The sequence below is a fragment of the Pseudomonas sp. GCM10022186 genome (genome assembly GCF_042656385.1).
Lineage (GTDB): Bacteria > Pseudomonadota > Gammaproteobacteria > Pseudomonadales > Pseudomonadaceae > Metapseudomonas.
In genome coordinates this window covers 1-22,255 of record NZ_JBHSOU010000052.1, presented here as the reverse complement: position 1 = coordinate 22,255, position 22,255 = coordinate 1, and the positions used below count along the sequence as shown (strand labels likewise).

Here is a 22,255-nt window from a genome sequence, read left to right as displayed (position 1 = left end):
CTCACGGAAGCCCCCGGGGGTCGGACCCCTAGGTGCGCTGTTTCCAGGCACCCACTCCCCAACGGCAACACCGGTAAGGACTTATGTGCGGCATTTCTGGAGAACTGCGCTTCGACAAGCAACCGGCCGACCTGGCCGCCCTCGACCGAATAACCCACCACCTCGCCCCCCGCGGCCCCGACGCCTGGGGCCTGCACAGCCAGGGACCGATCGCCCTGGGCCATCGACGGCTGAAGATCATGGACCTCGCCGAAGCCTCCGGGCAGCCCATGCTGGACCCCGAACTGGGCCTGGCCATGGTGTTCAACGGCGCCATCTACAACTACCCGGAACTGCGCAAGGAGCTGCTGGCCCTGGGTTATCGCTTCCATTCCGACGGTGACACCGAAGTCCTGCTCAAGGCCTGGCACGCCTGGGGCAAGGACATGCTGCCGAAACTCAACGGCATGTTCGCCCTGGCCATCTGGGAGCGTGATCGCCAGCGCCTGTTCCTCGCCCGCGACCGCCTCGGCATCAAGCCGCTGTACCTGTCACGCAACGACCAGCGGCTGCGCTTCGCCTCGAGCCTGCCGGCCCTGCTCCAGGGTGGCGACCTGGATACCTCGCTGGACCCGGAGGCGCTGAACTTCTACCTCAACTTCCACGCCGTGGTGCCGGCGCCGCGAACCCTGGTGAAGGGTGTGGAGAAGTTGCCGCCGGCCAGCTGGATGCAGATCGACGCCGACGGCAACAGCAGCCAGGGCACCTGGTGGCAACTGGAATACGGGCCCCGCGAAGACGAACAGGTGCTTGGCCTGGAAGACTGGCGCGACCTGCTGCTGGCCAGCCTGCGCGCTGCCGTGACGATTCGCCAGCGGGCCGCCCGCGAGGTGGGTGTACTGCTCTCCGGCGGGGTGGATTCCAGCCTGCTGGTGGGGCTGCTGGCGGAAACCGGCATCGAGCAACTGGCCACCTTCTCCATCGGCTTCCAGGATGCCGGCGGCGAGCGCGGCGACGAGTTCGAATACTCCGACCTGATCGCCCGCCACTACGGCACCCGCCACCAGCAACTGCGCATCGACGAGCACGAGGTGCTGGAGCAACTGCCGGCCGCCTTCGCCGCCATGAGCGAACCCATGGTCAGCCACGACTGCATCGCCTTCTACCTGCTCTCCCGCGAGGTTTCCAGGCACTGCAAGGTGGTGCAGAGCGGCCAGGGCGCCGACGAGCTGTTCGGCGGCTATCACTGGTACCCGCCACTGGCCGATACCTCCGACCCGGTCAACAGCTACCGCGCGGCCTTCTTCGACCGCAGCCACACCGAGTACCAGGCCACGGTGCAACCGGCCTGGCTCGCCGACGACCTGGCCGGCGACTTCGTGCGCCAGCACTTCGAGCGCCCCGGCGCCCTCGACCCGGTGGACAAGGCGCTGCGCCTGGACAGCACGGTGATGCTGGTGGACGACCCGGTGAAGCGGGTGGACAACATGACCATGGCCTGGGGCCTGGAGGCGCGGGTGCCCTTCCTCGACTACCGGGTGGCCGAACTCTCGGCGCGCATCCCCTCGCGCTTCAAGCTCGGGGACGGCGGCAAGGAAGTGCTCAAGGCCGCCGCCCGCCAGGTCATCCCCAATGAGGTTATCGACCGTCCCAAGGGCTACTTCCCGGTTCCCGGCCTCAAGTATCTGGACGGCCGCACCCGCGACTGGGTGCGCGAACTGCTGCTGGACCCGAGCCAGGATCGCGGGCTGTTCCAGCCGGCCATGCTCGAACGCCTGTTGCAGAGCCCAGCGGAGGACATCACCCCGCTGCGCGGCTCCAAGCTCTGGCAGATGGCCGCCCTCAACCTCTGGCTCAATCAACAGGGACTCTGAAACGATGAAAGCCTATACCCTGCACAGCCAGCGCCTGCTGCGTGGCCAGACGCCTTCCTACCAGCGCCTCCAGGCGCGCCTGGCCGAGGGTCACCTCGAACCCCACGGAGAGCCGCAGATCCTCCACTGCGGCTGGGGCCGCCTGCTCCTCGGCCACACCTTCCCCGACGCGGAGAGCCTGGCCCGCGAGCTGCTGGAAGAGCAGCCCGGCGAGCGCGATATCGCCCTCTACGTCGCGGCCCCCCATCAGGTGCTGGCCCAGGCGCCGCAACAGCTGTTCCTCGACCCGTCCGATACCCTGCGCCTCTGGTTTCCCGACTACCGCCCGGCGCACCGGGCCTTTCGCGGCTTCCGCATTCGCCGCGTCCTGAGCGAAAGCGACTGGCAGGCGGTCAACGATCTCTACCGCTGCCGCGGCATGCTGCCGGTGGACCAGGACGCCATCACGCCGCGCCGCCTGGGCGGCCCGGTCTACTGGCTGGCCGAAGACGAGCGCGACGTGAAGGTGATCGGCGCCGTGATGGGCCTCAACCACCACAAGGCCTTCGACGATCCCGAGGGCGGCTCCAGCCTCTGGTGCCTGGCGGTGGACCCGCAGTGCAGCCGTCCCGGCGTCGGCGAGGCCCTGGTACGCCACCTGGTGGAACACTTCATGAGTCGCGGGCTCAACTACCTCGACCTCTCGGTGCTGCACGACAACCGCCAGGCCAAGGCGCTCTACGCCAAGCTGGGTTTCCGCGACCTGGCCACCTTCACGGTGAAGCGCAAGAACAGCATCAACCAGACCCTGTTCCTCGGCCCCGGCCTGGAAGAAAAGCTCAACCCCTACGCCCGCATCATCGTCGACGAAGCCCTGCGCCGTGGCATCGAGGTGCAGGTGGACGACGCCGAAGGCGGGCTGTTCAGCCTGAGCCAGGGTGGCCGGCGCATCCGCTGCCGGGAATCCCTCTCCGACCTCACCAGCGCCGTGAGCATGACCCTCTGCCAGGACAAACGCCTGACCCACCGTGCCCTGGAACGGGTCGGCATCCGCCAGCCGGCCCAGCGCCTGGCCGGCACGGACGAGGACAATGCCGCCTTCCTCGCCGAGCACGGCAGCCTGGTGGTCAAGCCGGTGAATGGTGAACAGGGCCAGGGTGTGGCGGTGGACCTGCGTAGCCTCGACGAGGTGAAGACCGCCATCGCCAATGCCGAGCACTTCGACAGCCGCGTGCTGCTGGAAAGCTGCCACCAGGGCCTGGACCTGCGGGTGGTGCTGATCAACTACGAGGTGGTGGCCGCCGCCATCCGCCGCCCCGCCGAGGTGGTGGGTGACGGCCATCGCACCCTGCGCCAGCTGATCGAACGCCAGAGCCGACGACGCCAGGCCGCCACCCAGGGCGAAAGCCGTATCCCCATGGATGGTGAAACCGAGCGCACCCTGCGCGCGGCGGGCTACGGCTATGACGATGTACTGCCCGCCAGTACCCGCCTGGCCGTGCGGCGCACCGCGAACCTGCACACCGGCGGCACCCTGGAAGACGTCACCGCAACCCTGCACCCGGCCCTGGCCGAGGCCTCCATCCTCGCCGCGCGGACGCTGGGAATACCGGTAGTGGGCCTGGACCTGCTGGTGCCCGGCGCCGACCAGCCGGACTACGTGCTGATCGAAGCCAACGAACGGGTCGGCCTGGCCAACCACCAGCCGCAACCCACGGCGGAGCGCTTCATCGACCTGCTGTTCCCGCTGAGCCGCACGCCCTGACATGCCTGTGGGAGCGAATTCATTCGCGAATGAATTCGCTCCCACAGCCGATCCACGGCGTTGGCCTCTCGCCCCGCAGGATGGGTGGAGCGGAGCGATACCCATCACGCGCCAACCTCAGGCCCTCGATCGAAGGAGACGCCATGAGCCAGAGACTCCCCGAACCCGACCTCGCCTACCTCCAGCGGGTGCTGCTGGAGATGCTCGCCATCCCCAGCCCCACCGGCTTCACCGACACCATAGTGCGCTACGTCGCCGAGCGCCTCGACGAGATCGGCATTCCCTACGAACTCACCCGCCGCGGTACCATCCGCGCCACCGTCAAGGGCCGCCAGAGCAGCCCGGACCGCGCGGTGTCGGCGCACCTGGACACCATCGGCGCCATCGTCCGCGAGATCAAGGACAACGGCCGCCTGGCCCTGGCCCCCGTGGGCTGCTGGTCCAGCCGTTTCGCCGAGGGCAGCCGGGTCAGCCTGTTCTGCGACAACGGGGTGCTGCGGGGCAGCGTGCTGCCCCTGCTGGCCTCGGGACACGCCTTCAACACCCAGGTGGACAGCCTGCCCATCAGCTGGGACCACGTCGAGCTGCGCCTGGATGCCTACTGCGCGACGCGCGCCGACAGCGAGACCCTGGGGGTGGCGGTCGGCGACTTCGTCGCCTTCGACCCCTTGCCCGAGTTCACCGAGAGCGGCCACATCAGCGCCCGCCATCTGGACGACAAGGCCGGCGTGGCGGCCCTGCTGACCGCACTCAAGGGCATAGCCGAAGCGCGCCTGGTGCCGCCCATCGACTGCCACCCGCTGTTCACCATCACCGAGGAGATCGGCTCGGGCTCGGCCGCCGCGCTGCCCTGGGACGTGAGCGAGTTCGTCGGCATCGACATCGCCCCCGTCGCCCTCGGCCAGCAATCCAGCGAGCATGCCGTCAGCGTGGCCCTGCAGGATTCCGGCGGCCCGTACGACTACCACCTCTCGCGGCACCTGCTGCGCCTCGGCGAGGAGCATGCCATCCCGCTGCGCCGCGACCTGTTCCGCTACTACCACAGCGACGCCCAGTCGGCGGTCACCGCCGGCCACGACATCCGCACCGCCCTGCTGGCCTTCGGCTGCGACGCCACCCACGGCTACGAGCGCACCCATATCGACAGCCTGGAAGCCCTGAGCCGCCTGCTCGGCGCCTACCTGATGAGCCCGCCGGTATTCGCCACCGACGCGGTTTCCAGCCAGCAGTCCCTGGAACCCTTCAGTCACCAGCTGGAGCATGACGCGCAGATGGAGAGCGAGACTCGCGTTCCGACCGTGGAAAGTCTTGTAGGAAAGGGTGAAGGCAACGCTTGAAGCGTCCGACATGTAAGAGCAAAGTGCCACCCAGGGACGCAATAACAATACGGGTGGTCGCCCATGCTTCACCTTTCAGGCTGTGTGAAAACTGCAGCACTCGGTCTGGCCTTTCTGCTGTTCTGGCTCTGCAGGCCAGCCCTCGCCCTGGAGGTGGCGCCGCTCGACCGTGACCAACTGCGAATTTCGCTGGGCCAGTGGGTCGGCTACCTGGAAGATCCGCAGGGCGTGCTCGACCTGGCGCAGGTGCGCAAACTGCCCGATCCAGCCTTCCAGCCGGTCAAGGGCGAGCACGCCAACCTCGGCAAGAACCGCTCGGTCTGGTGGTTCAAGGTACGCCTGGACAACAGCCGGCCCCACGCCCTGAGCGGCTACCTGGAAGCCAACTATCCGCTGCTGGACGATATCCGCGTCTATTACCTCACCCCCGACGGCCGTGTGCAGGCCCAGGAAACCGGCGACCACTTCGCCTTCGCCCAACGGCCGGTGCAGGTGCGCAACTTCTGGTTCCCCCTCGGCATCGAACCGGGCCAGAGCACCCTGTTCCTGCGGGTCGAGAGCACCAGCACGCTCTTCGTACCGCTGGTGTTCAGCACCTACGACGCCAGCGCCGCCGCCCAGGAGAACTTCATGGGGTTCAACGGGGCCTTCTATGGCGTGCTGTTCGCCATGTTCTTCTACAACCTGTTCCTCTACCTGTCGCTGCGTGAACCGGCCTACCTCTGGTACCTGGTCTACAACCTCAATGTCGGCCTGCTCGCCGCCTGCTTCGACGGCATGCTGTTCAAGCTGCTGCCCGAACACGTGGGCCTGCAGTCGGTTGCCATCTACATCTTCATGTACCTGCACTGCCTGGCCGCGGTGCAGTTCAGCCGGCACTTCCTCCACACCGGCCTGCACTTCCCGCGCCTGGACCGGGTGCTGCGCTGGCTGATGGTCGCCACCCTGGCGGCCTTTCTCTCCTTCCCACTGATCGGCCTGCAGGCCTGGAACATCCTGGCCAGCCTGACGGTGTCGGGCATTTCCGCCTTCCTCCTGCTCACCGGCTTCTATGTCTGGCGCAAGGGCCTGCGCTACGGCTCCTACTACATCCTGGCCTGGGGCGTACTGCTGTTCGCCTTCATCCAGATCACCACCGGTTCGCTGGGGGTGGAAGTACTGGGGCTGTTCGGCGCCACCGTGGTGAAGATCGGCGTCACCATCGAACTGATCACCCTCTCCATCGGCCTCGCCGACCGCATCAACACCCTCAAGGAAGAAGGCTTCCGCTCACGCCAGGCGGCCGAGCAGGCCCACTTCGAGAACCAGGCCAAGAGCCGCTTCCTGGCCACCATGAGCCACGAGATCCGCACCCCCCTCAACGGCGTGCTGGGCATGCTGCAATTGCTCAGGGAAACCCCGCTGGACCGCAGCCAGCGCTTCTACGTCGACACCATATCCAGCTCCGGCACGGCGCTCATGGCGGTGATCAACGACATCCTCGACTTCGCCCGCATCGAGTCCGGCAAGCTGGAACTGGAGAACATCGAGTTCGACCTGGAAGACCTGGTTTCCGAAACCCTCGGCCTGTTCACCGCCCAGGCCATGGACAAACGCCTGGGCCTGCACCTCAGCCTGGACGCCGGCGTTCCCCGGCGCATCCAGGGCGACCCGACGCGGCTCAAGCAAGTGCTGATGAACCTCCTGGGCAACGCCCTCAAGTTCACCGCCGCGGGCCACGTCGCCCTCGACCTCGGCCTGCGCCGCAACGCCGAAGGTGTGGCGCACCTGGTGTTCAGCGTCAGCGACAGCGGCATCGGCATCCGTCCCGAGGCCCTGACCCAATTGTTCGACTCCTTCGCCCAAGGCGACTCCAGCACTCCGCGCCGCTACGGTGGCAGTGGCCTGGGCCTGGCCATCAGCAAGGAGCTGGTGGAAATGATGGGCGGCCGCATCGACGTGCAGAGCACCCTCAACCAGGGCACCCGCTTCAGTTTCGATATCCCGCTGCAGCCGGGCGAGTTCGAGACCGACGGCCTGAACCAGCTGCTGGATGGCCGCACTGCCTTGCTGGCCTGCGAGGACGCCCACGGCCTCGACGCCCTCGGCCGCCTGCTCGGACGCTGGGGCATGCGCTGCGAGCGTTGCCAGGCCCCGGAGCGGCTGCTCGAACAGCTGGACGACTTCGCCGTACCGCCGCTGCTGGTGCTGCAGGCGCCCTGGCCCGGCACGCCGGCGCACTGGCTGGAGAGACTGCGCCCGCGACTGGAGCGCGGCCAGCGGGTGATGCTGATCTGCCCGCCGGAACACTGCCAGCAGCTGCTGCCGGGGGCCGGCCTGCGCCTGCGCGCCATGGCCCAGCCGCTCACCCTGGGACGCCTGCGGGAAACCCTGCAGGAGCTGTACCGCGAACGCCGCCTGGAGGAACGCACCCAGCAGCAGGAAGAACGCCGCCGGGTCAGCGCCACACCCTGCATCCTGGTGGCCGAGGACAACCCGGTGAACCAGATGGTGGTCCAGGGATTCCTCAGGAAGCGCGGTTACCTGGTGCGCACCGTGGCCAATGGCGTGGCGGCGGTGGATGAGTACGAGCGCGACCCGGAAGGCATCCAGCTGATCCTGATGGATTGCGAGATGCCGGAAATGGACGGTTTCGAGGCCACCCGGCAGATCCGCCGGCTCGAGCGCAGCCGCAACTGGCCGGCGGTCCCCATAGTCGCCCTCACTGCGCACATACTCGAAGAACACCGCCAGGCCGGTGCCGCCGCCGGGATGGACGATTTCCTCGGCAAACCCCTGGACAGCGCCCTGCTGTTCAGCACCCTGGAGCGTTTCATCCTGCGCCAGAGCGTGGGCGGGTGACGGCGTGCGCCGGCGGCTGTAGCATCTCGCCGCTGCCGGAGACCCCCTTCATGTTGATTCCCTTTGATCTGCTCGAAGCCGACACCCTGACCCGCCTGATCGAAGACTTCGTCACCCGCGAAGGCACCGACAATGGCGACGACACGCCCCTGGAAACCCGCGTCGAACGGGTACGCAAGGCGCTCCGCAAGGGCGAGGCGGTGATCGTCTACGACCCCGACAGCCAGCAGTGCCAGCTCATGCTCAAGCTGGACGTGCCCAGGGAATGGCTGGAGGAATAGGCCAGCCCTGGATGCCTTGGGGCGATAATTGTGGAGGAGCGAATGACGAACCTGCGGTTCGCCCAGCGATTGCAATCGCCCCCACAGCAACCATGCCCCGCCCTGCCGCCAGTCGGAACCCTCAGCGCCCCGCCGCCTGTGCCAGCTGCCCAAGGGCGAGCGTCCGGGTCACGTGGGCCATCCGCGTGACCTCCACCTTCAGCTTGTCCTTGCCCAGCAGGTAATCCACCAGGCGCTGCGAGAAGGGCCAGTAATTCAGCTCCGCCGTCAGGGTGACCGGGCCGACGACATCCTTCGGCACCTCGAAGGTGAACTCGCGAACGTCATAGCCCTTGGGCAGGATGCGGTTGTCCGAAAGGATCTGGGTGGCGTTCCACACCTCGATATCCAGTTCCTTGCCGTCCTTGTCGCCAAGGTGCACCTTGAAGTTGCGCGTATCCGGTTCGGTGGCGCCGTCCTTGATCGCCCCCAGGCGGTAGATCTCGTGGCCGGCACCATCCACGGCGCGGAAATCGATCCAGACCTCGCGGCCCTCAGGGAATCCGGTGGGCAGCTTGTGCCCCGCGCCGACATTGGCGACCTTCACCCGCACCGATACCTCCTGGCCCGGCAGCAGGTTCGCCGGGATCGACTCGAAGCTGATCTCCGCCGCCTTCGCCAGGTTCTCCCGCGCACGCTGGGCCGCCTCCTTCTGCCCCAGATACTCGAGCACCGCCGCGTTGGCCCCGGTGAACCAGTGGGAGGCCACGTCGGCGCGATCCGGCCCCATGATCGCCGCCTTGCCGGCGAAGCCCGGCATATGGCAACTCTGGCACGTCTGGCCATTGAAGCTGTAGGGACTCTCCAGCCATTCGTCATAAGTCCGCTCGACGGCCACGGTGCTGAAGGGATGGGTCACGTTGTGGCAGGTGGCACAGAAGTCCGAGCGGGTATGCAGGCTGGAATAGACGGTGTCGTGGTAGGGCGAAACGCCATCCTCGCGCGGGCCGAACTTGGTCGGCTTGCCGTGGGCACGCGGGCTCAGCACATAGGCCCCATTGTCCAGCCCGGTGCGCGCGCTGATGTTGTGGCAGGTCTCGCAATCCACGCCGGGCATGGGGTTGTTCCTGGCGGTGAACTCCACCGAAGCGCGATTGACCGCCGAGTTGATGCGTCCGGTGGTCAGGCCGATGGGGGTGTGGCAGCCGGTGCAGAAGTTGTCCACCCGCCCCTCGGTGGCTTCGCTGGCGTGGCGCAGCAGGGCCCGGTAGATGGGCTCCTCCCAGGCGTGGGCCATCATCGAGGTACGCCACTGCTGGTAGATCTCGGTATGGCAGGTTCCACAGACCTGGGCATCATCGAAGTCCGCGGCATTGAGCAGGGCATTGTTCGGCGTGTTGGCCCGGTGGGGAAAGAACGGTAGCCCGCTGCGGTCCTGCATGAGCCTGGAACGCGCCGGCTCCAGCCACTTGGCGTCGAGCTGGGGCGTTTCGGCCGGCACGCTGCGCGCCACCAGCAGGGTGGTCAGGAGGCAGGCAAGCAGCAGGAAAGTCGATTGGCCGAGATTCGATCGAGCCGTGGACCGATGTGCCGGATCATCCATTTTCGCTGCCTCGCCAGGATGGAGCTGGCCGAGCCGAAGACGCAGGAAACCCGCAAGATCCGGGTAAAATCCTGCATCTTCAGCACATCTGACCGGAATGGGGTCTGATCCCCGCTTCTGCGGGTGTTAGTCAGTAGTAGATGCCAGGCAGGGCAGCGTCAAAACCCGGACGCAAGCCTCCCGCGCCAGAACAACGAAGCTATCCGCTTGAACTCAATGGAGTTGTCTATCTCGGGATACGGCGAAGCAGGCGATGAAGTGACGATAAATCCGTACCAGCGACAGCCTGGCCGGACGAACGGGCGGGCACAAAAAAGGCCGCCAGACGGCGACCTAAACAAAGCACAGAGCACCAATAGACTCTGCTGTCAGAGTGTAGTCGCCAGATGACGAAGGGATGACAAAACACTGGAAAACCCGAGCCATTCGTCGGCAATTTCCCCGAACTTTCAAGAAGCCGCTCTAACCCGGGCATCTCCCGGAACTTCCCCGGGTTGCGGCATCCGCTTTCCGTGCAAGCGAAATGACCACCGTCTGACAGGATGTTTCGTACACGGCTTTTGCCTTGAGCGCCTACAAAGTCCCTCGCTAGAGTCGCGCCGTCGCGGTGACAACCGCGGCCGGGTGTCGCAACCCGGACTCACGCGAGCCACGGTTTGCCGGATGCTTATTCAGGTCCATGGCGGGCCGTGCGGGGAAGGCCTCGGCCTTACCGGGTTTCCTCACGTGACCGGTTTGCGACCCCTGCACGGCCCGCCACCCATTCCTTGCGTAAAGGCCGGTGGCGGTCGCACCTTCACGCGAGGAAGCAAGGATATGCATTACCCGCCCCATTCGGCCCCGTGCCGGCGTCACCCCGGAGGCCGGCCATGACCGAGTTCAAACCCCTCCCGCCAGAGTCCCAGCCTTACGACGACATCCTTTTCGTCAACACCCGGGCTCCCTCGGCCCACCTCTTCGAAGCCGCCAGCCAGCGCATGGCCGCCCTCGGCGACCTGCTGCAGATGCTGGAGAACGGCACCCGTTTCACCTTCCTGCCCCAGGAAACCGCCCGCCTCGCCGCGGCCCTCGGGCTGCTCCTGGCCGACGCCCGCGCGCTGCACGAGGCAGCATTCGTGCGGGCGCAGGAAGAACAACCCCGGGTGTCGAGCGAGCCGAATGGCTGAGCGGTGGGGCGGGCACCATGCCCCGCCCCTCCCCCGTCGACCTAGAGCCAGTATTCCCAGACACGCCCTACCCGCTCGCTCACGCGGGCCCGGATCGGTCGACGCTGCCAGCCTTCCAGGGTCAGCTCTTCCGAGCCCTGCACGTCTTCCAGGAAGGCTTCACGCATCCGCTGGCCGAAATCGGCGCCGAGCACCACCACGTTGACCTCCTGGTTATGCAGGAAGCTGCGCCAGTCCAGGTTGGTGGAGCCCACCGTGGACCAGACGCCGTCGATCACCCCCGCCTTCACGTGGAGCAAGGCATCCCGGCGTTCGTACAACCTGACCCCCGCCTCCAGCAGCTCGGTGTAATAGGCCCGTCCGGCATGGAACACCAGCCAGGAATCGGTGCTGCTGGGGATCACCAGGCGCACGTCGACACCGCGGGCCACGGCTTTCTTGAGGGCATCCAGCAATTGCGGATCCGGCACGAAGTAGGCGCTGGTCAGCCAGATTTCACTCTGTGCGCTGTTCAGCGCCGAGATCAGCGTGGCGTAGATCTGGCTGTAGGGCTCCTCGGGTGAACTGCCGATGGCACGCACCACCTCGTTGCCCTTGCGTTGCAGGGGCGGAAAGTAGTGGCGCGCCACCAGGGGCCCGCCCTTCTGCCGATCCCAGGTGGTGATGAAGAGCTTTTGCAGGTCCGCCACCACCGGGCCTTCGATGCGCATGTCGGTATCGCGCCAGGGCAAATCGCCGCGTGGTCGCCCCTGGCGTCCCGAAGCGACGGAACCGCTGGAATAGACACTGCTGATGTTCACCCCGCCGAGTATGGCGATGCGACCGTCGGCAATCAGCAGCTTGCGATGGTCGCGCTGGTTCACATCCCAGCCGGCCCTGGCGGTCATGGGATTGACCGGATTGAACTCCACCAGCCGGATTCCGGACTCGCGCAGCCGTGCGAAGAACGCCGGAGGCGTGCCCAGCGTGCCGACACTGTCGTAGATCAGGTTGACCTGCACGCCGGCACGCTGCTTGGCGATCAGCGCATCGGCGAAACGCTGCCCCACTTCATCGCCTTCGAGGATGTAGGTCTCCATGTTGATGTGATCGCGCGCGCCGTCGATGGCCTCGAACATGGCCGCGTAGGTATCCGGCCCATCCTGCAGCAGGTCCACCTTGTTGCCAGCGGTCAGCGGGCTGCCCACCAGCGCTTCTTCGATCGCCAGGTGCAGGTCGAAGATGTTGGTCTGCATCCCCGGGACCTTGAGGCGGTCGAGAATCGCCTTGCTGCGCGCCTCCGGAAGCGGCCCGTGGGTGCCGTCCAGCTGCACCTGGGCGACCGGTGAATGGATCATGTCGGGATTGATGCGCGGCAGCGAGGTGCAGGCCAGGAGGAGCGATGAATAGAGCGCCACCAGGACACGCGCCACGGTCCCTGATGACGGCAGGTTCATCCAGCATCCTCCTGAGCGGGAGGTTCGGTGCCTGGAAAGCACGTCGCCAGCTTGGCGGCTGCTTTCGGGCTGTCATGCCAGTTCGACCGCACCACCTGGCGAATGGTTGAGGGAATTTGCCGTACCTACCGTCCGAGCACCGCGCTATTGCCCGGACTGACGCACAGCAGCGCGTCCGGCTCCAGCAGGGCCGCCTTGCATCGGGTCAGCTCTGCGAGAAGCGCGGCCCCAGGAGGATGACGGTAGCGCCCAGCACGCAGAGGGCGGCGCCCAGCCAGTCGCTGGCCAGCGGGCGAGTGCGTTCCACCAGGCCCAGCCAGAGCAGCGAAGCGACTATGTAGATACCGCCATAGGCGGCATAGGCACGCCCGGCGTAGGCGGCCTCGACGCGGGTCAGCAGCAGGGCGAAGAGCGCCAGGCTGAGCAGCCCGGGGGCGATCCACCAGGCGCTCTTGCCCATCCGCAGCCAGAGCCAGAAGGCGTAGCAACCGGCGATTTCGAAGAGCGCGGCAAGAAAGAACCAGAGGTAGTTGAGCATCGAGGCATTCCCTTGGGCCTGAAAGACAGTGTGAATCGAGGGCGGATCAGCCGCGTACGCCACCTTCGCGCTCCCAGGCACAGCGCACGCGCAGGTTGTCTTCCCGAGGGCTGTGCAGGCCCTGCTCGCTTTCCCAGCGGAAGGTATGGATGCCGTTGAGTTCGGTTTCCAGGTGGACCACGGCGCTGCTCCAGTAGAGCTGCTTGAGCAGGGCCTCGAATTCCCTGACCCAGAGATTCCATTCGTATTCCACCGCCGGGTAGCTGGCGCCGAAGTGGATGACCTGGGTGCGGAACAGGCCTGCCCCCGGTTGCTCGCAGCAGGAGAACATCTCGCGGCCGAGGAAGGGCCAGGCCTCGCCGCTGGGCAGGCGGTCCAGAACGCGGCGGTTGGTCTCGCGGCGCAGGTGATGCTCCTGGCCGTCGAGCGACGGCCAGGAGCGGATGCAGCCATAGACGACGGATTCGGACTCCACGCAGGCACTCCAGCAAAACAGTGGCAGCCTTCTAACACAGGACCGCCACGGGAAAAAGGAAATGCGTCGAAGTCCTCAGCGCCGGCCGCGGCCGAGACCGGCGAGGACGGGTGTGAGTCTGGCCAGGCTGTAACCGGCGAACAGCATCAGCGCGGAACAGGGGCTTCACGGTGGGTCTATCCAGGTTGAGGGTCAGGCCGGGGGAGACCCCCTACTCCCCCGGTCCACCGCCGCCCCCCTGAAAGATGCGAAGCCTGACCGGTCGATCAGCCCTCTCAGGCGCTGCCCTGGTGCTTGGCGCGCATCCGGGCGGACATGCCGGCCATCTCGTCGTAGAGCGCCTGCGGGTTCTGCTGCTTCAGTGCCCAGGCCATACGGCCCTGCTCGTGGGGCAGGATCATGAAGGCCCCGGCGGCCACTTCCCGGAAGATGTAGTCGGCAATGTCGGCGGCGCTGATGGGCGAGCTTTCCAGCAACTTGCCCACCTGCTGCTTCATGGCCGGGGTCGGGCCACGGAAGGAGTCCAGCAGGTTGGTCTGGAAGAAGGACGGGCAGACCACGTGCACGCCCACGCCCTCTTCCTTCAGCTCGATCAGCAGGCTCTCGGACAGGGCCACCACGCCGGCCTTGGCCACGTTGTAATTGCTCATGGCCGGCCCCTGCATCAGCGCCGCCATGGAGGCGACGTTGATGATCCGGCCCTTGCTCTTCTGCAGCAGCGGCAGGAAGGCCTTGCAGCCCTTGACCACCCCCATCAGGTTGATCGCGATCTGCCAGTCCCAGTCCTCCAGGGACAGCTCCTCGAAGAAGCCGCCCGAGGCGACCCCGGCATTATTGACGATGATATCGATGCCGCCGAACTTCTCTTCACAGGCCTGGGCCAGGGCGGTGAGCTGACTGTAGTCACGGACGTCGCAGCGCTGGGTGAAGCCATCGCCGCCGGCCTCGCGGACCAGCTTCAGGGTTTCGGCCAGGCCGGCGTCATTGACGTCGGACAGGGCCAGCTTCCAGCCCTCGCGCGCCCAGCGCAGGGCGATTTCGCGGCCGAGCCCGGAACCGGCGCCGGTGATCATGATGCGGTTGTGCATGGTGAGGTGCCTTTCTGCTTGTGCGGTAGATGAGCCGCAGTGTAGCGAAGACCATAGTCCCACCACCCTTGAATCACGGTGCTGAATGATGGGGATAAACACGGCTAGTGGCGCCGCATCAGGCGCCTGGCCAGCATGCAATAGGGCACCAGGTTGAGCAGCAGTAGCAGGGTCCCGAGCCAGAGCTGGATGCCCGGCGTCAGTCCCGCCGGGTAGATCAGCGGCAGCAGGTAATGCTCGATGAAACCACCGCTGTAGCCCTGCTCTCCCGCCGCCCGGCGCAGTTGGTTCTCCAGGGGCGTCAGTGGGCAGATCAGGTGGAGGAATTCCGCCGTTGCCCCCCAGGCCACCGCCGGCAGGTGCAGCAGCGCCAGGCGCGGCCATTTCAGCACCAGCACCCCGCCCACCACCACGAAGAGGATGAAGGCCAAATGCAGTAGCAGCACCGCGTCGGCGGCGATCCGGTAGCTCATGGTGAAACGTCCATAGAGTCCATTTCCTTGAACCATCACGAAAGGGGGTCGGTCGGTAACAACAGGCATGATCAAGCCGCCGTCGACCTTGACGGCCGTGCCCGGGCCTCCACAGTCATCGAGGAGTCACCGTTCATGATCACCATTCTGCTGCTCATCATCCTGATCCTGTTGCTGATCGGCGGCCTGCCGATCTTCCCCCACTCGCGCAACTGGGGCTACGGCCCGTCGAGCATGGTCGGGATGCTCCTGGTCATAGTGGTGGTGCTGGTCCTGTTCGGCAGGATCTAGCCGGGCGCGTCAACAAAAAGGGCAGCCCGAAGGCTGCCCAAGTCATGCAAGTGGATGGATCGGATCAGTGCGCTACGGCACCGCTGGCGCCCAGGCCGGTCTGGGAACGCACGAACTGCGGGTAGAAGCGGGCACGTTCCTCGTCGGCAGCGGCGGACTTGTCGGTGATGGAGAAGAACCAGATACCGGCGAAGGCCACCAGGATCGAGAACAGCGCCGGGTACTCGTAGGGGTAGACCGGGGTGGCATGGCCGAGGATCTGCACCCAGATGGTCGGGCCGAGGATCATCAGGCCCACCGCGGTCACCAGGCCCATCCAGCCGCCGATCATGGCGCCGCGGGTGGTCAGCTTCTTCCAGTACATGGAGAGGATCAGCACCGGGAAGTTGCAGCTGGCGGCGATGGAGAAGGCCAGGCCCACCATGAAGGCGATGTTCTGCTTCTCGAACAGGATGCCGAGGCCGATGGCGACGACGCCCAGGATCACGGTGGTGATCTTCGATACGCGCAGCTCGTCCTTCTCGCTCGCCTTGCCCTTCTTGAACACGGAAGCGTAGAGGTCGTGGGACACGGCCGAGGCGCCGGCCAGGGTCAGGCCGGCCACCACCGCCAGGATGGTGGCGAAGGCCACGGCGGAGATGAAGCCGAGGAACAGGCTGCCGCCCACGGCATTGGCCAGGTGCACCGCCGCCATGTTGTTACCGCCCAGCAGCGCGCCGGCGGCGTCCTTGAAGACCGGGTTGGTGCTGACCAGCAGGATGGCGCCGAAGCCGATGATGAAGGTCAGGATGTAGAAGTAGCCGATGAAACCGGTGGCGTAGAACACCGACTTGCGGGCTTCCTTGGCGTCGCTGACGGTGAAGAAACGCATCAGGATGTGCGGCAGGCCGGCGGTGCCGAACATCAGGGCCAGGCCGAGGGAGATCGCGGAGATCGGGTCCTTCACCAGGCCGCCGGGGCTCATGATGGCCTCGCCTTTCGGGTGGACCTTGATGGCCTCGCTGAACAGGGTGGCGAAGTCGAAGTTGACGTGCTTGAGCACCATCAGCGCCATGAAGGACGCGCCGGAGAGCAGCAGCACGGCCTTGATGATCTGCACCCAGGTAGTGGCCAGCATGCCGCCGAACAGTACGTAGAGCACCATCAGGATACCCACCAGGACCACGGCGACGTGGTAGTTGAGGCCGAACAGCAGCTCGATCAGCTTGCCGGCACCGACCATCTGGGCGATCAGGTAGAAGGCCACCACCACCAGCGAGCCACTGGCGGACAGGGTGCGGATTTCCTTCTGCTTCAGGCGGTAGGAGGCGACGTCGGCGAAGGTGTACTTGCCGAGGTTGCGCAGGCGTTCGGCGATCAGGAAGAGGATCACCGGCCAGCCCACCAGGAAGCCGATGGAGTAGATCAGGCCATCGTAGCCGGAGGTGAACACCAGGGCGGAAATACCCAGGAAGGACGCCGCGGACATGTAGTCACCGGCGATCGCCAGGCCGTTCTGGAAACCGGTGATGCTGCCGCCGGCGGTGTAGAAGTCGGCAGCCGACTTGCTGCGCTTGGAGGCCCAGTAGGTGATGTAGAGGGTGAAGCCGACGAAGGCGACGAACATGACGATGGCGGAGGTGTTCAGCGGCTGGCGCTGGACATCGCCCTCGATGGCACCGGCGGCCCAGAGGGCGGGTGCCACGACCATCAGGCCGAGCACGGCAAGGATGCGCGCGATCATTACTGGACCTCCTTGAGGATTTCCTGGTTCAGGCGGTCGAACTCGCCATTGGCACGGCGCACGTAGACACCGGTCAGCACAAAGGCCGACAGGATCAGGCCGACACCGAGCGGGATACCCCAGGTGATGGGAGAGTCGGGATTGATGCGGGCGCCGAGCACTTGCGGCTCGAACGCGATCAGGAGAATGAAGGCCAGATAGAGGCCGAGCATGATGGCAGAGAGTATCCAGGCGAAGCGCTCTCGCTTGGAAACCAGTTCCTGAAAGCGCGGATTCTCCTGAATCCGCTTGTAGGTGCTGTCGTTCATTGTTGTTGTCCTCCACAGCGCGGGTTGCTGGTGGAGCCAACAATAGAACCGTCATACAAGCACAACAGACGACCTTAGTCGTACATCGGGCGATTCTCGACCAAGGTCGTAGTCATTCCATACAGCGAATCTATCGGCACTATGGCCGATGCGCATTTCCATGTATGGAGCGGCAGCCCTAGGCTGAGCACATCGAATAATCATTCTCATTAACGAGGTGCACCATGCTCAAGACCGTGACCTTCACCATCATGCACTTCTGCATCGCCTTCAGCGTGGCCTATGCCCTGACCGGCAGCGTGGCGGTGGGCGGTCTGGTGGCGGCGGTCGAGCCGCTGTGCAATTCGGTGGGCTTCTACTTCCACGAGAAGATCTGGAAGCGCTTCGAGAAGGGCGACGAGCCGAAGCCGGAGATCCCGAAGCATGCCTGGCTGCATCACCATGCGTGACGGCAACCCGCTGTACGGATTTTCCACGGCGGGCCGTAGGAGCGAGAGGACCTAATCCGCTAAGATGCGCGGCTTTGCCCTCACGCAAGCACGCATGAACATGAGTCAGAACGCCCGTTTCCCTGCACTCCCCTATCTGCTGTCTTTCCTGGTTGCCGTCGTCGCCCTCGCCGGCCTCTGGTATGGCCTCGGCAAACCGGTGATCCTGCCGGACGCCGCCACGCCCACCCACAAGCTGCAATGCGCCTCCTACAGCCCCTTCGACAAGGACCAGTCGCCGTTCGACCAGCCCTTCGTGCTGCGTCCCGAGCGCATGGACGCCGACCTGGCCCTGCTGGCGACCCGTTTCCACTGCGTGCGCACCTACTCCATGACCGGCCTGGAAGCCATTCCGGAGCTGGCCCGCAAGCACGGCCTCAAGCTGATGCTGGGCGCCTGGGTGAACGGCAATCCGGTGGATACCCGGAAGGAGATCGACCTCCTGGTCAAGGCCGCCAATGCCAACCCGGACGTGGTGCAGTCGGTGATCGTGGGTAACGAGACCCTGCTGCGCAAGGAAGTCACGGGCGCCCAACTGGCCAAGCTGATCGAACAGGTCAAGGCCCAGGTGCAGCAGCCGGTGACCTACGCCGACGTCTGGGAGTTCTGGCTGCAGCACCCGGAAGTGGCGCCGGCGGTGGACTTCCTCACCATTCACCTGCTGCCCTACTGGGAAGACGACCCCGCCGGCATCGACCAGGCCCTGCGCCATGTCGCCGAAATCCGCCAGGTGTTCGGCAACCGCTTCGCCCCCAAGGACATTTTCATCGGCGAGACCGGCTGGCCCAGCGAAGGCCGCCAGCGTGAAACCGCCGTGCCGAGCCGGGTCAACGAGGCCCGCTTCATCCGCGGCTTCGTCGCCATGGCCGAGCAGAACGGCTGGGGCTACAACCTGATCGAAGCCTTCGACCAGCCCTGGAAGCGTGCCAGCGAAGGCGCGGTAGGCGGCTACTGGGGCCTGTTCGACGCCGACCGCCAGGAAAAAGGCGTGCTCGCCGGCCCGGTCACCAACCTGCCCTACTGGCCCATGTGGCTGGGCATCTCCGGCCTGATCTTCCTCGCCACCCTGGTGCTCGCCGGTCGCCCGGCCTCGACCCGCGCAGCCCTGGCGCTGCCCCTGCTGGCCGCCGTCGGCGCCGCCTGCATCGGTCTCTGGGGCGAATTGGCACGGGTCACCAGCCGCTTCGTCGGCGAATGGCTCTGGGCGGCCTTCCTGGTGGGCCTCAACCTGATCGTCCTGGCCCATGGCGCCCTGGCGCTTTCCGCTCGCGGCGGCCTGCGCGAACGCCTGTTCGCCTGGCTGGACGCCCGTGGCGGCTGGTGGCTGGCCGCTTCCGGTTTCGCCGGTGCGGTGCTGATGCTGGCCCTGGTGTTCGATGCCCGCTACCGCAGCTTCCCCAGCGCGGCCCTGCTGCTGCCGGCGCTGGTCTACCTGTTCCGCCCGGTGGCCGCCCCGCGCCGCGAAATCGCCCTGATGGCCGTACTCATCGGCGCGGGTATCGCCCCGCAGCTCTACGAAGAGACCCTGGGCAACGTCCAGGCCATCGGCTGGGCCGCGGTGAGCGCCCTGCTGCTGGCGGCACTGTGGCGCAGCCTGCGGGTCAAGGCCTGAGTACGGATTCGACGGTAGGGTGCGCCGTGCGCACCAGCTTGGCATAGGGCGTCCGGTGCGCGCAGCGCACCCTACGGAGGCCCCACCAACAAAAAAGGACGCTCGATGCGTCCTTTTTTCATGCCTGGCGAAACCTCAGGCGTGGGCGGTAACCGGCTCCGCCTGGCGGCGCACCAGGCGCAGGCCGGCGATCACGCAGGCGAATACGGCGAGGCTCGCGGTGTAGAGCACCAGGGCCGGCAGGGCGAACAGCAGCGCCAGCAAGGCCAGGCGCCAACCCGGGCGGCCACGCACGAAGAACGCCGCCAGGGCAGCCACCAGCGCGATCCAGGCAATGATGCGGAAGTGGATCAGCAGGCCCAGGCCAGCACGCACCTGGCACTCCCAGCGCTCTGCCTGGTCGACGCACAGGCCGACCCACTGGCCGTCTTCCATCAGGGCGAATCGGACCCCGTAGCTGGCGGCCAGCCAGAGCGGCAGCAGGATCAGCAGCAGGATGATGGACGAACGGCTGGACATGGTTTTCTCCGAATGGGTAAGCGGCGCCAAGGATACCCCCCCGTTCGCGCCATGCAAGAACCTTCCACCGATCCGGTGTGCGCCGGTCTGACATACGGCCCGCACTCGAAGGGCTTGCAGTTGTCATAGCCTCGGTATTCACTCATGACGTTCACTTATAAGGAACGCGAACCGGCGGCCCCACAGCCATGCCAGGCAAATGGCTGGTGCCCGTGCAAGGGGACCCGGGCCTCCGCCAGAACCGAACAGGAACCCTTTCCTATGCTCCGTCTTCGCCTCGCCGCCCTCTTGGGCAGCCTGACCTTCTGCGCTCAAGTGCTGGCCGCGGACCTGGATGCGAACAGCTACGGCTTTCCGATCACCAACCCCTTCGAAGCGACCATCGCCACCACGCCGCCGGACCTGCGCAGCGAAGTCCCGGCGGACGATGACATCGACCAGTCCGACTACGACCTCAAACTGCGCCCTGAGCGGGAGAACGCCCTGCCCGACAACTTCTGGTCGGTGAAGAAGCTGCGCTACCGCCTGGCCCGTCAGAAGGGGCCGGCCCCCCTGGTGTTCGTTATCGCCGGCACCGGCGGCCACTACGCCAGCAGCCACGCCGAGAATCTCAAGAAGCTTTTCTACGGCGCCGGCTACCACGTGGTGCAGCTGTCCTCGCCCACCAGCTACGACTTCATGGCCGCCGCCTCACGCCACGCCACGCCGGGGCTCTCGGCCGAAGACGCCGACGACCTGTACCGGGTGATGCAGGCGGTGCGCGCCCAGCACCCTGGCCTGCCGATCACCGACTTCTACCTCACCGGCTACAGCCTGGGCGCCCTGGAGGCGGCCTTCGTCAGCCACCTGGACGAGACCCGCCGCAGTTTCAACTTCAAGCGCGTGCTGCTGCTCAACCCGCCGGTGAACCTGTACACCTCGGTGACCAATCTCGACCGCCTGGTGCAGACCCGGGTCAAGGGCATCGACGACACCACCACCTTCTACCAGGTGGTGCTCGGCAAGCTGACCCGCTACTTCCAGCAGAAGGGCTACATCGACCTCAACGACGCCCTGCTGTTCGACTTCCAGGACTCCAGGCAGCGCTTGTCCAACGAGCAGATGGCGATGTTGATCGGCACCGCCTTCCGCTTTTCCTCCTCGGACATCGCCTTCACCTCGGACCTGATCAACCGCCGCGGCCTGATCACCCCGGTGAAATACCCGATCAACGAAGGCACCAGCCTGACGCCCTTCTACAAGCGCGCCCTGCAGTGCGACTTCGACTGCTACATCACCGAGCAACTGATTCCTTACTGGCGCGCCCGCTACGACGGCGGCAGCCTGACCCAGCTGATCAACCAGGTCAGCCTCTACGCCCTGGAGGACTACCTCAAGGGGAACGGCAAGATCGCCGTGATGCACAACGCCGACGACCTCATCCTCGGCCCCGGCGATCTCGGTTTCCTGCGCCGCACCTTCGGCGACCGGCTCACCCTGTACCCCCATGGCGGGCACTGCGGCAACCTCAACTACCGCGTCAACGGCGACGCCATGCTGGAGTTCTTCCGTGGCTAAGAAAGCACTCTTGATCGCCCTGCTGCTGGCAAGCCACCTGGCCCAGGCCCAGGATCCCGACAAGGACGGCTTCACCCAGCCGCTCAAGGACCTGAAGTTCAACCCCGGCCTGGACCAGCGTGAGTTCGAGCGCTCCACCCTGGACGCGCTGAACGTCTACGATCCCCTGGAGTCCTGGAACCGGCGCGTCTACCACTTCAACTACCGCTTCGACGAATGGGTGTTCCTGCCGGTGGTGCACGGCTACCGGTACGTCACCCCTCGCTTCGTGCGCAGCGGCGTGAGCAATTTCTTCAGCAACCTGGGCGACGTGCCCAACCTGCTGAACAGCGCGTTGCAGTTCAAGGGCAGGCGCGCCATGGAAATCACCGGTCGCCTGCTGCTCAACACCACCATTGGCGTGGTCGGTCTCTGGGACCCGGCCACCCGCATGGGCCTGCCCAAGCAGACCGAGGATTTCGGCCAGACCCTGGGCTACTACGGCCTCACCGAAGGTCCCTACCTGATGCTGCCGATCCTGGGACCGTCCAACCTGCGGGATACCGGCGGGCTGGTAGTGGATTACGTCGCCGACTACCAGATCAACTTCCTCAACGTGCCGGAAGTCGCCAGCGACCACCCGGAGATCACCGTCCTGCGCATGGTGGACAAGCGCTACACCACCAATTTCCGCTACGGCCAGCTCAACTCCCCCTTCGAATACGAGAAGCTGCGCTACGTCTACACCCAGTCGCGCAGGTTGCAGATCGCCGAGTAAGGGCTCCGCTCTTGTAGGGGCGAATTCATTCGCCAAGCAGGCCGCAGGTCTGCCCTGCTAGGCCCCAGGGGGCAGCTGCGCTGCCCTTGGCGAATGAATTCGCCCCTTCTATGAAGCTCTCGGTGTCAAGGGCTGCTCCGCCGATTCGGACTTGAGGGTTCGCATCAACGCAGCGGGGTACGCTGT

20 protein-coding genes are annotated in these 22,255 nt (G+C 65.9%); 11 read left to right on the top strand and 9 right to left on the bottom strand.

All coding sequences use genetic code 11. The annotated features are described in order from the left end of the window. The first annotated feature begins 83 nt into the window (after window positions 1-83). The 5 genes from ACFPU0_RS17285 (at window position 84) to ACFPU0_RS17265 (ending at window position 8,056) form a co-directional block, all read left to right on the top strand. On the top strand, window positions 84-1,853 hold the full coding sequence (locus ACFPU0_RS17285) for an N-acetylglutaminylglutamine amidotransferase (protein WP_377694472.1): 1,770 nt from the start codon (window positions 84-86) through the stop codon (window positions 1,851-1,853). 4 nt (window positions 1,854-1,857) lie between these two features. After that, window positions 1,858-3,597, top strand: coding sequence for an N-acetylglutaminylglutamine synthetase (ngg, locus tag ACFPU0_RS17280; protein WP_377694471.1), 1,740 nt, complete (start codon window positions 1,858-1,860; stop codon window positions 3,595-3,597). A 143-nt stretch (window positions 3,598-3,740) separates the two neighbouring features. Further along, window positions 3,741-4,934: an osmoprotectant NAGGN system M42 family peptidase gene (locus ACFPU0_RS17275; protein WP_377694469.1), complete on the top strand. Its 1,194-nt coding sequence runs from the start codon at window positions 3,741-3,743 to the stop codon at window positions 4,932-4,934. Window positions 4,935-4,997: 63 nt separating this feature from the next. Then, window positions 4,998-7,775: a hybrid sensor histidine kinase/response regulator gene (locus ACFPU0_RS17270; RefSeq protein WP_377694468.1), complete on the top strand. Its 2,778-nt coding sequence runs from the start codon at window positions 4,998-5,000 to the stop codon at window positions 7,773-7,775. Between the two features lie 50 nt (window positions 7,776-7,825). Continuing rightward, window positions 7,826-8,056: a YheU family protein gene (locus ACFPU0_RS17265; protein WP_377694467.1), complete on the top strand. Its 231-nt coding sequence runs from the start codon at window positions 7,826-7,828 to the stop codon at window positions 8,054-8,056. Between the two features lie 121 nt (window positions 8,057-8,177). On the opposite strand, the gene ACFPU0_RS17260 is transcribed toward ACFPU0_RS17265, so the two are convergent. Further along, the gene (locus ACFPU0_RS17260) at window positions 8,178-9,638 is read right to left on the bottom strand and encodes a multiheme c-type cytochrome (protein WP_377694466.1); all 1,461 of its coding nucleotides are present in this window, start codon (window positions 9,636-9,638) and stop codon (window positions 8,178-8,180) included. Between the two features lie 869 nt (window positions 9,639-10,507). Here ACFPU0_RS17260 and ACFPU0_RS17255 point away from each other — a divergent pair. Further along, window positions 10,508-10,804 (top strand): hypothetical protein, encoded by a 297-nt coding sequence (locus ACFPU0_RS17255; RefSeq protein ID WP_377694465.1) that lies wholly within the window; start codon window positions 10,508-10,510, stop codon window positions 10,802-10,804. Window positions 10,805-10,845: 41 nt separating this feature from the next. Here the strand turns inward: ACFPU0_RS17255 and cls are convergent, their stop codons facing one another. The 5 genes from cls to ACFPU0_RS17230 all read right to left on the bottom strand — a co-directional run bounded on the left by cls (window position 10,846) and on the right by ACFPU0_RS17230 (window position 14,814). Further along, window positions 10,846-12,240, bottom strand: coding sequence for a cardiolipin synthase (cls, locus tag ACFPU0_RS17250; RefSeq protein WP_377694464.1), 1,395 nt, complete (start codon window positions 12,238-12,240; stop codon window positions 10,846-10,848). A 205-nt stretch (window positions 12,241-12,445) separates the two neighbouring features. Continuing rightward, window positions 12,446-12,778, bottom strand: a complete 333-nt coding sequence (locus tag ACFPU0_RS17245; protein WP_377694463.1) for a YnfA family protein — start codon at window positions 12,776-12,778, stop codon at window positions 12,446-12,448. A gap of 46 nt (window positions 12,779-12,824) precedes the next feature. Next, window positions 12,825-13,253, bottom strand: a complete 429-nt coding sequence (locus ACFPU0_RS17240) for a hypothetical protein (protein ID WP_377694462.1) — start codon at window positions 13,251-13,253, stop codon at window positions 12,825-12,827. A gap of 275 nt (window positions 13,254-13,528) precedes the next feature. Continuing rightward, on the bottom strand, window positions 13,529-14,341 hold the full coding sequence (locus ACFPU0_RS17235; protein ID WP_377694461.1) for an SDR family oxidoreductase: 813 nt from the start codon (window positions 14,339-14,341) through the stop codon (window positions 13,529-13,531). 104 nt (window positions 14,342-14,445) lie between these two features. Further along, on the bottom strand, window positions 14,446-14,814 hold the full coding sequence (locus ACFPU0_RS17230; protein WP_377694460.1) for a DUF2784 domain-containing protein: 369 nt from the start codon (window positions 14,812-14,814) through the stop codon (window positions 14,446-14,448). A 138-nt stretch (window positions 14,815-14,952) separates the two neighbouring features. Here ACFPU0_RS17230 and ACFPU0_RS17225 point away from each other — a divergent pair, with 138 nt between their 5' ends. Beyond that, window positions 14,953-15,105, top strand: a complete 153-nt coding sequence (locus ACFPU0_RS17225) for a DUF3309 family protein (protein WP_377694684.1) — start codon at window positions 14,953-14,955, stop codon at window positions 15,103-15,105. Window positions 15,106-15,169: 64 nt separating this feature from the next. Here ACFPU0_RS17225 and ACFPU0_RS17220 read toward each other — a convergent pair whose 3' ends face one another. Continuing rightward, window positions 15,170-16,828 carry a cation acetate symporter gene (locus ACFPU0_RS17220; protein WP_377694458.1) on the bottom strand — a complete coding sequence of 553 codons (1,659 nt, stop codon included), beginning with the start codon at window positions 16,826-16,828 and terminating at the stop codon, window positions 15,170-15,172. Further along, window positions 16,828-17,136, bottom strand: coding sequence for a DUF485 domain-containing protein (locus ACFPU0_RS17215; RefSeq protein WP_377694457.1), 309 nt, complete (start codon window positions 17,134-17,136; stop codon window positions 16,828-16,830). The genes ACFPU0_RS17220 and ACFPU0_RS17215 overlap by 1 nt, the downstream gene beginning before the upstream one ends. 224 nt (window positions 17,137-17,360) lie before the next feature. On the opposite strand from ACFPU0_RS17215, the gene ACFPU0_RS17210 reads away from it, so the two are divergent. Both ACFPU0_RS17210 and ACFPU0_RS17205 read left to right on the top strand, forming a co-directional pair. Next, entirely contained in the window at window positions 17,361-17,585 is a 225-nt protein-coding gene (locus ACFPU0_RS17210) for a DUF2061 domain-containing protein (RefSeq protein WP_377694456.1), read from the top strand. A gap of 100 nt (window positions 17,586-17,685) precedes the next feature. Beyond that, a complete protein-coding gene (locus ACFPU0_RS17205) occupies window positions 17,686-19,236 on the top strand; it encodes a glycosyl hydrolase family 17 protein (protein WP_377694455.1) in 1,551 nt (516 codons plus the stop codon). 135 nt (window positions 19,237-19,371) lie between these two features. On the opposite strand, the gene ACFPU0_RS17200 is transcribed toward ACFPU0_RS17205, so the two are convergent. Continuing rightward, entirely contained in the window at window positions 19,372-19,755 is a 384-nt protein-coding gene (locus ACFPU0_RS17200; RefSeq protein WP_377694454.1) for a hypothetical protein, read from the bottom strand. 261 nt (window positions 19,756-20,016) lie between these two features. Between ACFPU0_RS17200 and ACFPU0_RS17195 the strand changes: the two genes are divergently transcribed. Next, window positions 20,017-21,312, top strand: coding sequence for a serine/threonine protein kinase (locus ACFPU0_RS17195; protein WP_377694453.1), 1,296 nt, complete (start codon window positions 20,017-20,019; stop codon window positions 21,310-21,312). Then, entirely contained in the window at window positions 21,305-22,069 is a 765-nt protein-coding gene (locus ACFPU0_RS17190; protein WP_377694452.1) for a VacJ family lipoprotein, read from the top strand. The genes ACFPU0_RS17195 and ACFPU0_RS17190 overlap by 8 nt, the downstream gene beginning before the upstream one ends. Window positions 22,070-22,255: the final 186 nt, after the last annotated feature.

Bases quoted from the DNA above. Each gene is read 5' to 3' on its own strand.
- ACFPU0_RS17285 (WP_377694472.1), top strand. From the start codon at position 84: ATGTGCGGCATTTCTGGAGAACTGCGCTTCGACAAGCAACCGGCCGAC.
- ngg (WP_377694471.1), top strand. From the start codon at position 1,858: ATGAAAGCCTATACCCTGCACAGCCAGCGCCTGCTGCGTGGCCAGACG.
- ACFPU0_RS17275 (WP_377694469.1), top strand. From the start codon at position 3,741: ATGAGCCAGAGACTCCCCGAACCCGACCTCGCCTACCTCCAGCGGGTG.
- ACFPU0_RS17270 (WP_377694468.1), top strand. From the start codon at position 4,998: ATGCTTCACCTTTCAGGCTGTGTGAAAACTGCAGCACTCGGTCTGGCC.
- ACFPU0_RS17265 (WP_377694467.1), top strand. From the start codon at position 7,826: ATGTTGATTCCCTTTGATCTGCTCGAAGCCGACACCCTGACCCGCCTG.
- ACFPU0_RS17260 (WP_377694466.1), bottom strand. From the start codon at position 9,638: ATGGATGATCCGGCACATCGGTCCACGGCTCGATCGAATCTCGGCCAA.
- ACFPU0_RS17255 (WP_377694465.1), top strand. From the start codon at position 10,508: ATGACCGAGTTCAAACCCCTCCCGCCAGAGTCCCAGCCTTACGACGAC.
- cls (WP_377694464.1), bottom strand. From the start codon at position 12,240: ATGAACCTGCCGTCATCAGGGACCGTGGCGCGTGTCCTGGTGGCGCTC.
- ACFPU0_RS17245 (WP_377694463.1), bottom strand. From the start codon at position 12,778: ATGCTCAACTACCTCTGGTTCTTTCTTGCCGCGCTCTTCGAAATCGCC.
- ACFPU0_RS17235 (WP_377694461.1), bottom strand. From the start codon at position 14,341: ATGCACAACCGCATCATGATCACCGGCGCCGGTTCCGGGCTCGGCCGC.
- ACFPU0_RS17230 (WP_377694460.1), bottom strand. From the start codon at position 14,814: ATGAGCTACCGGATCGCCGCCGACGCGGTGCTGCTACTGCATTTGGCC.
- ACFPU0_RS17220 (WP_377694458.1), bottom strand. From the start codon at position 16,828: ATGATCGCGCGCATCCTTGCCGTGCTCGGCCTGATGGTCGTGGCACCC.
- ACFPU0_RS17215 (WP_377694457.1), bottom strand. From the start codon at position 17,136: ATGAACGACAGCACCTACAAGCGGATTCAGGAGAATCCGCGCTTTCAG.
- ACFPU0_RS17210 (WP_377694456.1), top strand. From the start codon at position 17,361: ATGCTCAAGACCGTGACCTTCACCATCATGCACTTCTGCATCGCCTTC.
- ACFPU0_RS17205 (WP_377694455.1), top strand. From the start codon at position 17,686: ATGAGTCAGAACGCCCGTTTCCCTGCACTCCCCTATCTGCTGTCTTTC.
- ACFPU0_RS17200 (WP_377694454.1), bottom strand. From the start codon at position 19,755: ATGTCCAGCCGTTCGTCCATCATCCTGCTGCTGATCCTGCTGCCGCTC.
- ACFPU0_RS17195 (WP_377694453.1), top strand. From the start codon at position 20,017: ATGCTCCGTCTTCGCCTCGCCGCCCTCTTGGGCAGCCTGACCTTCTGC.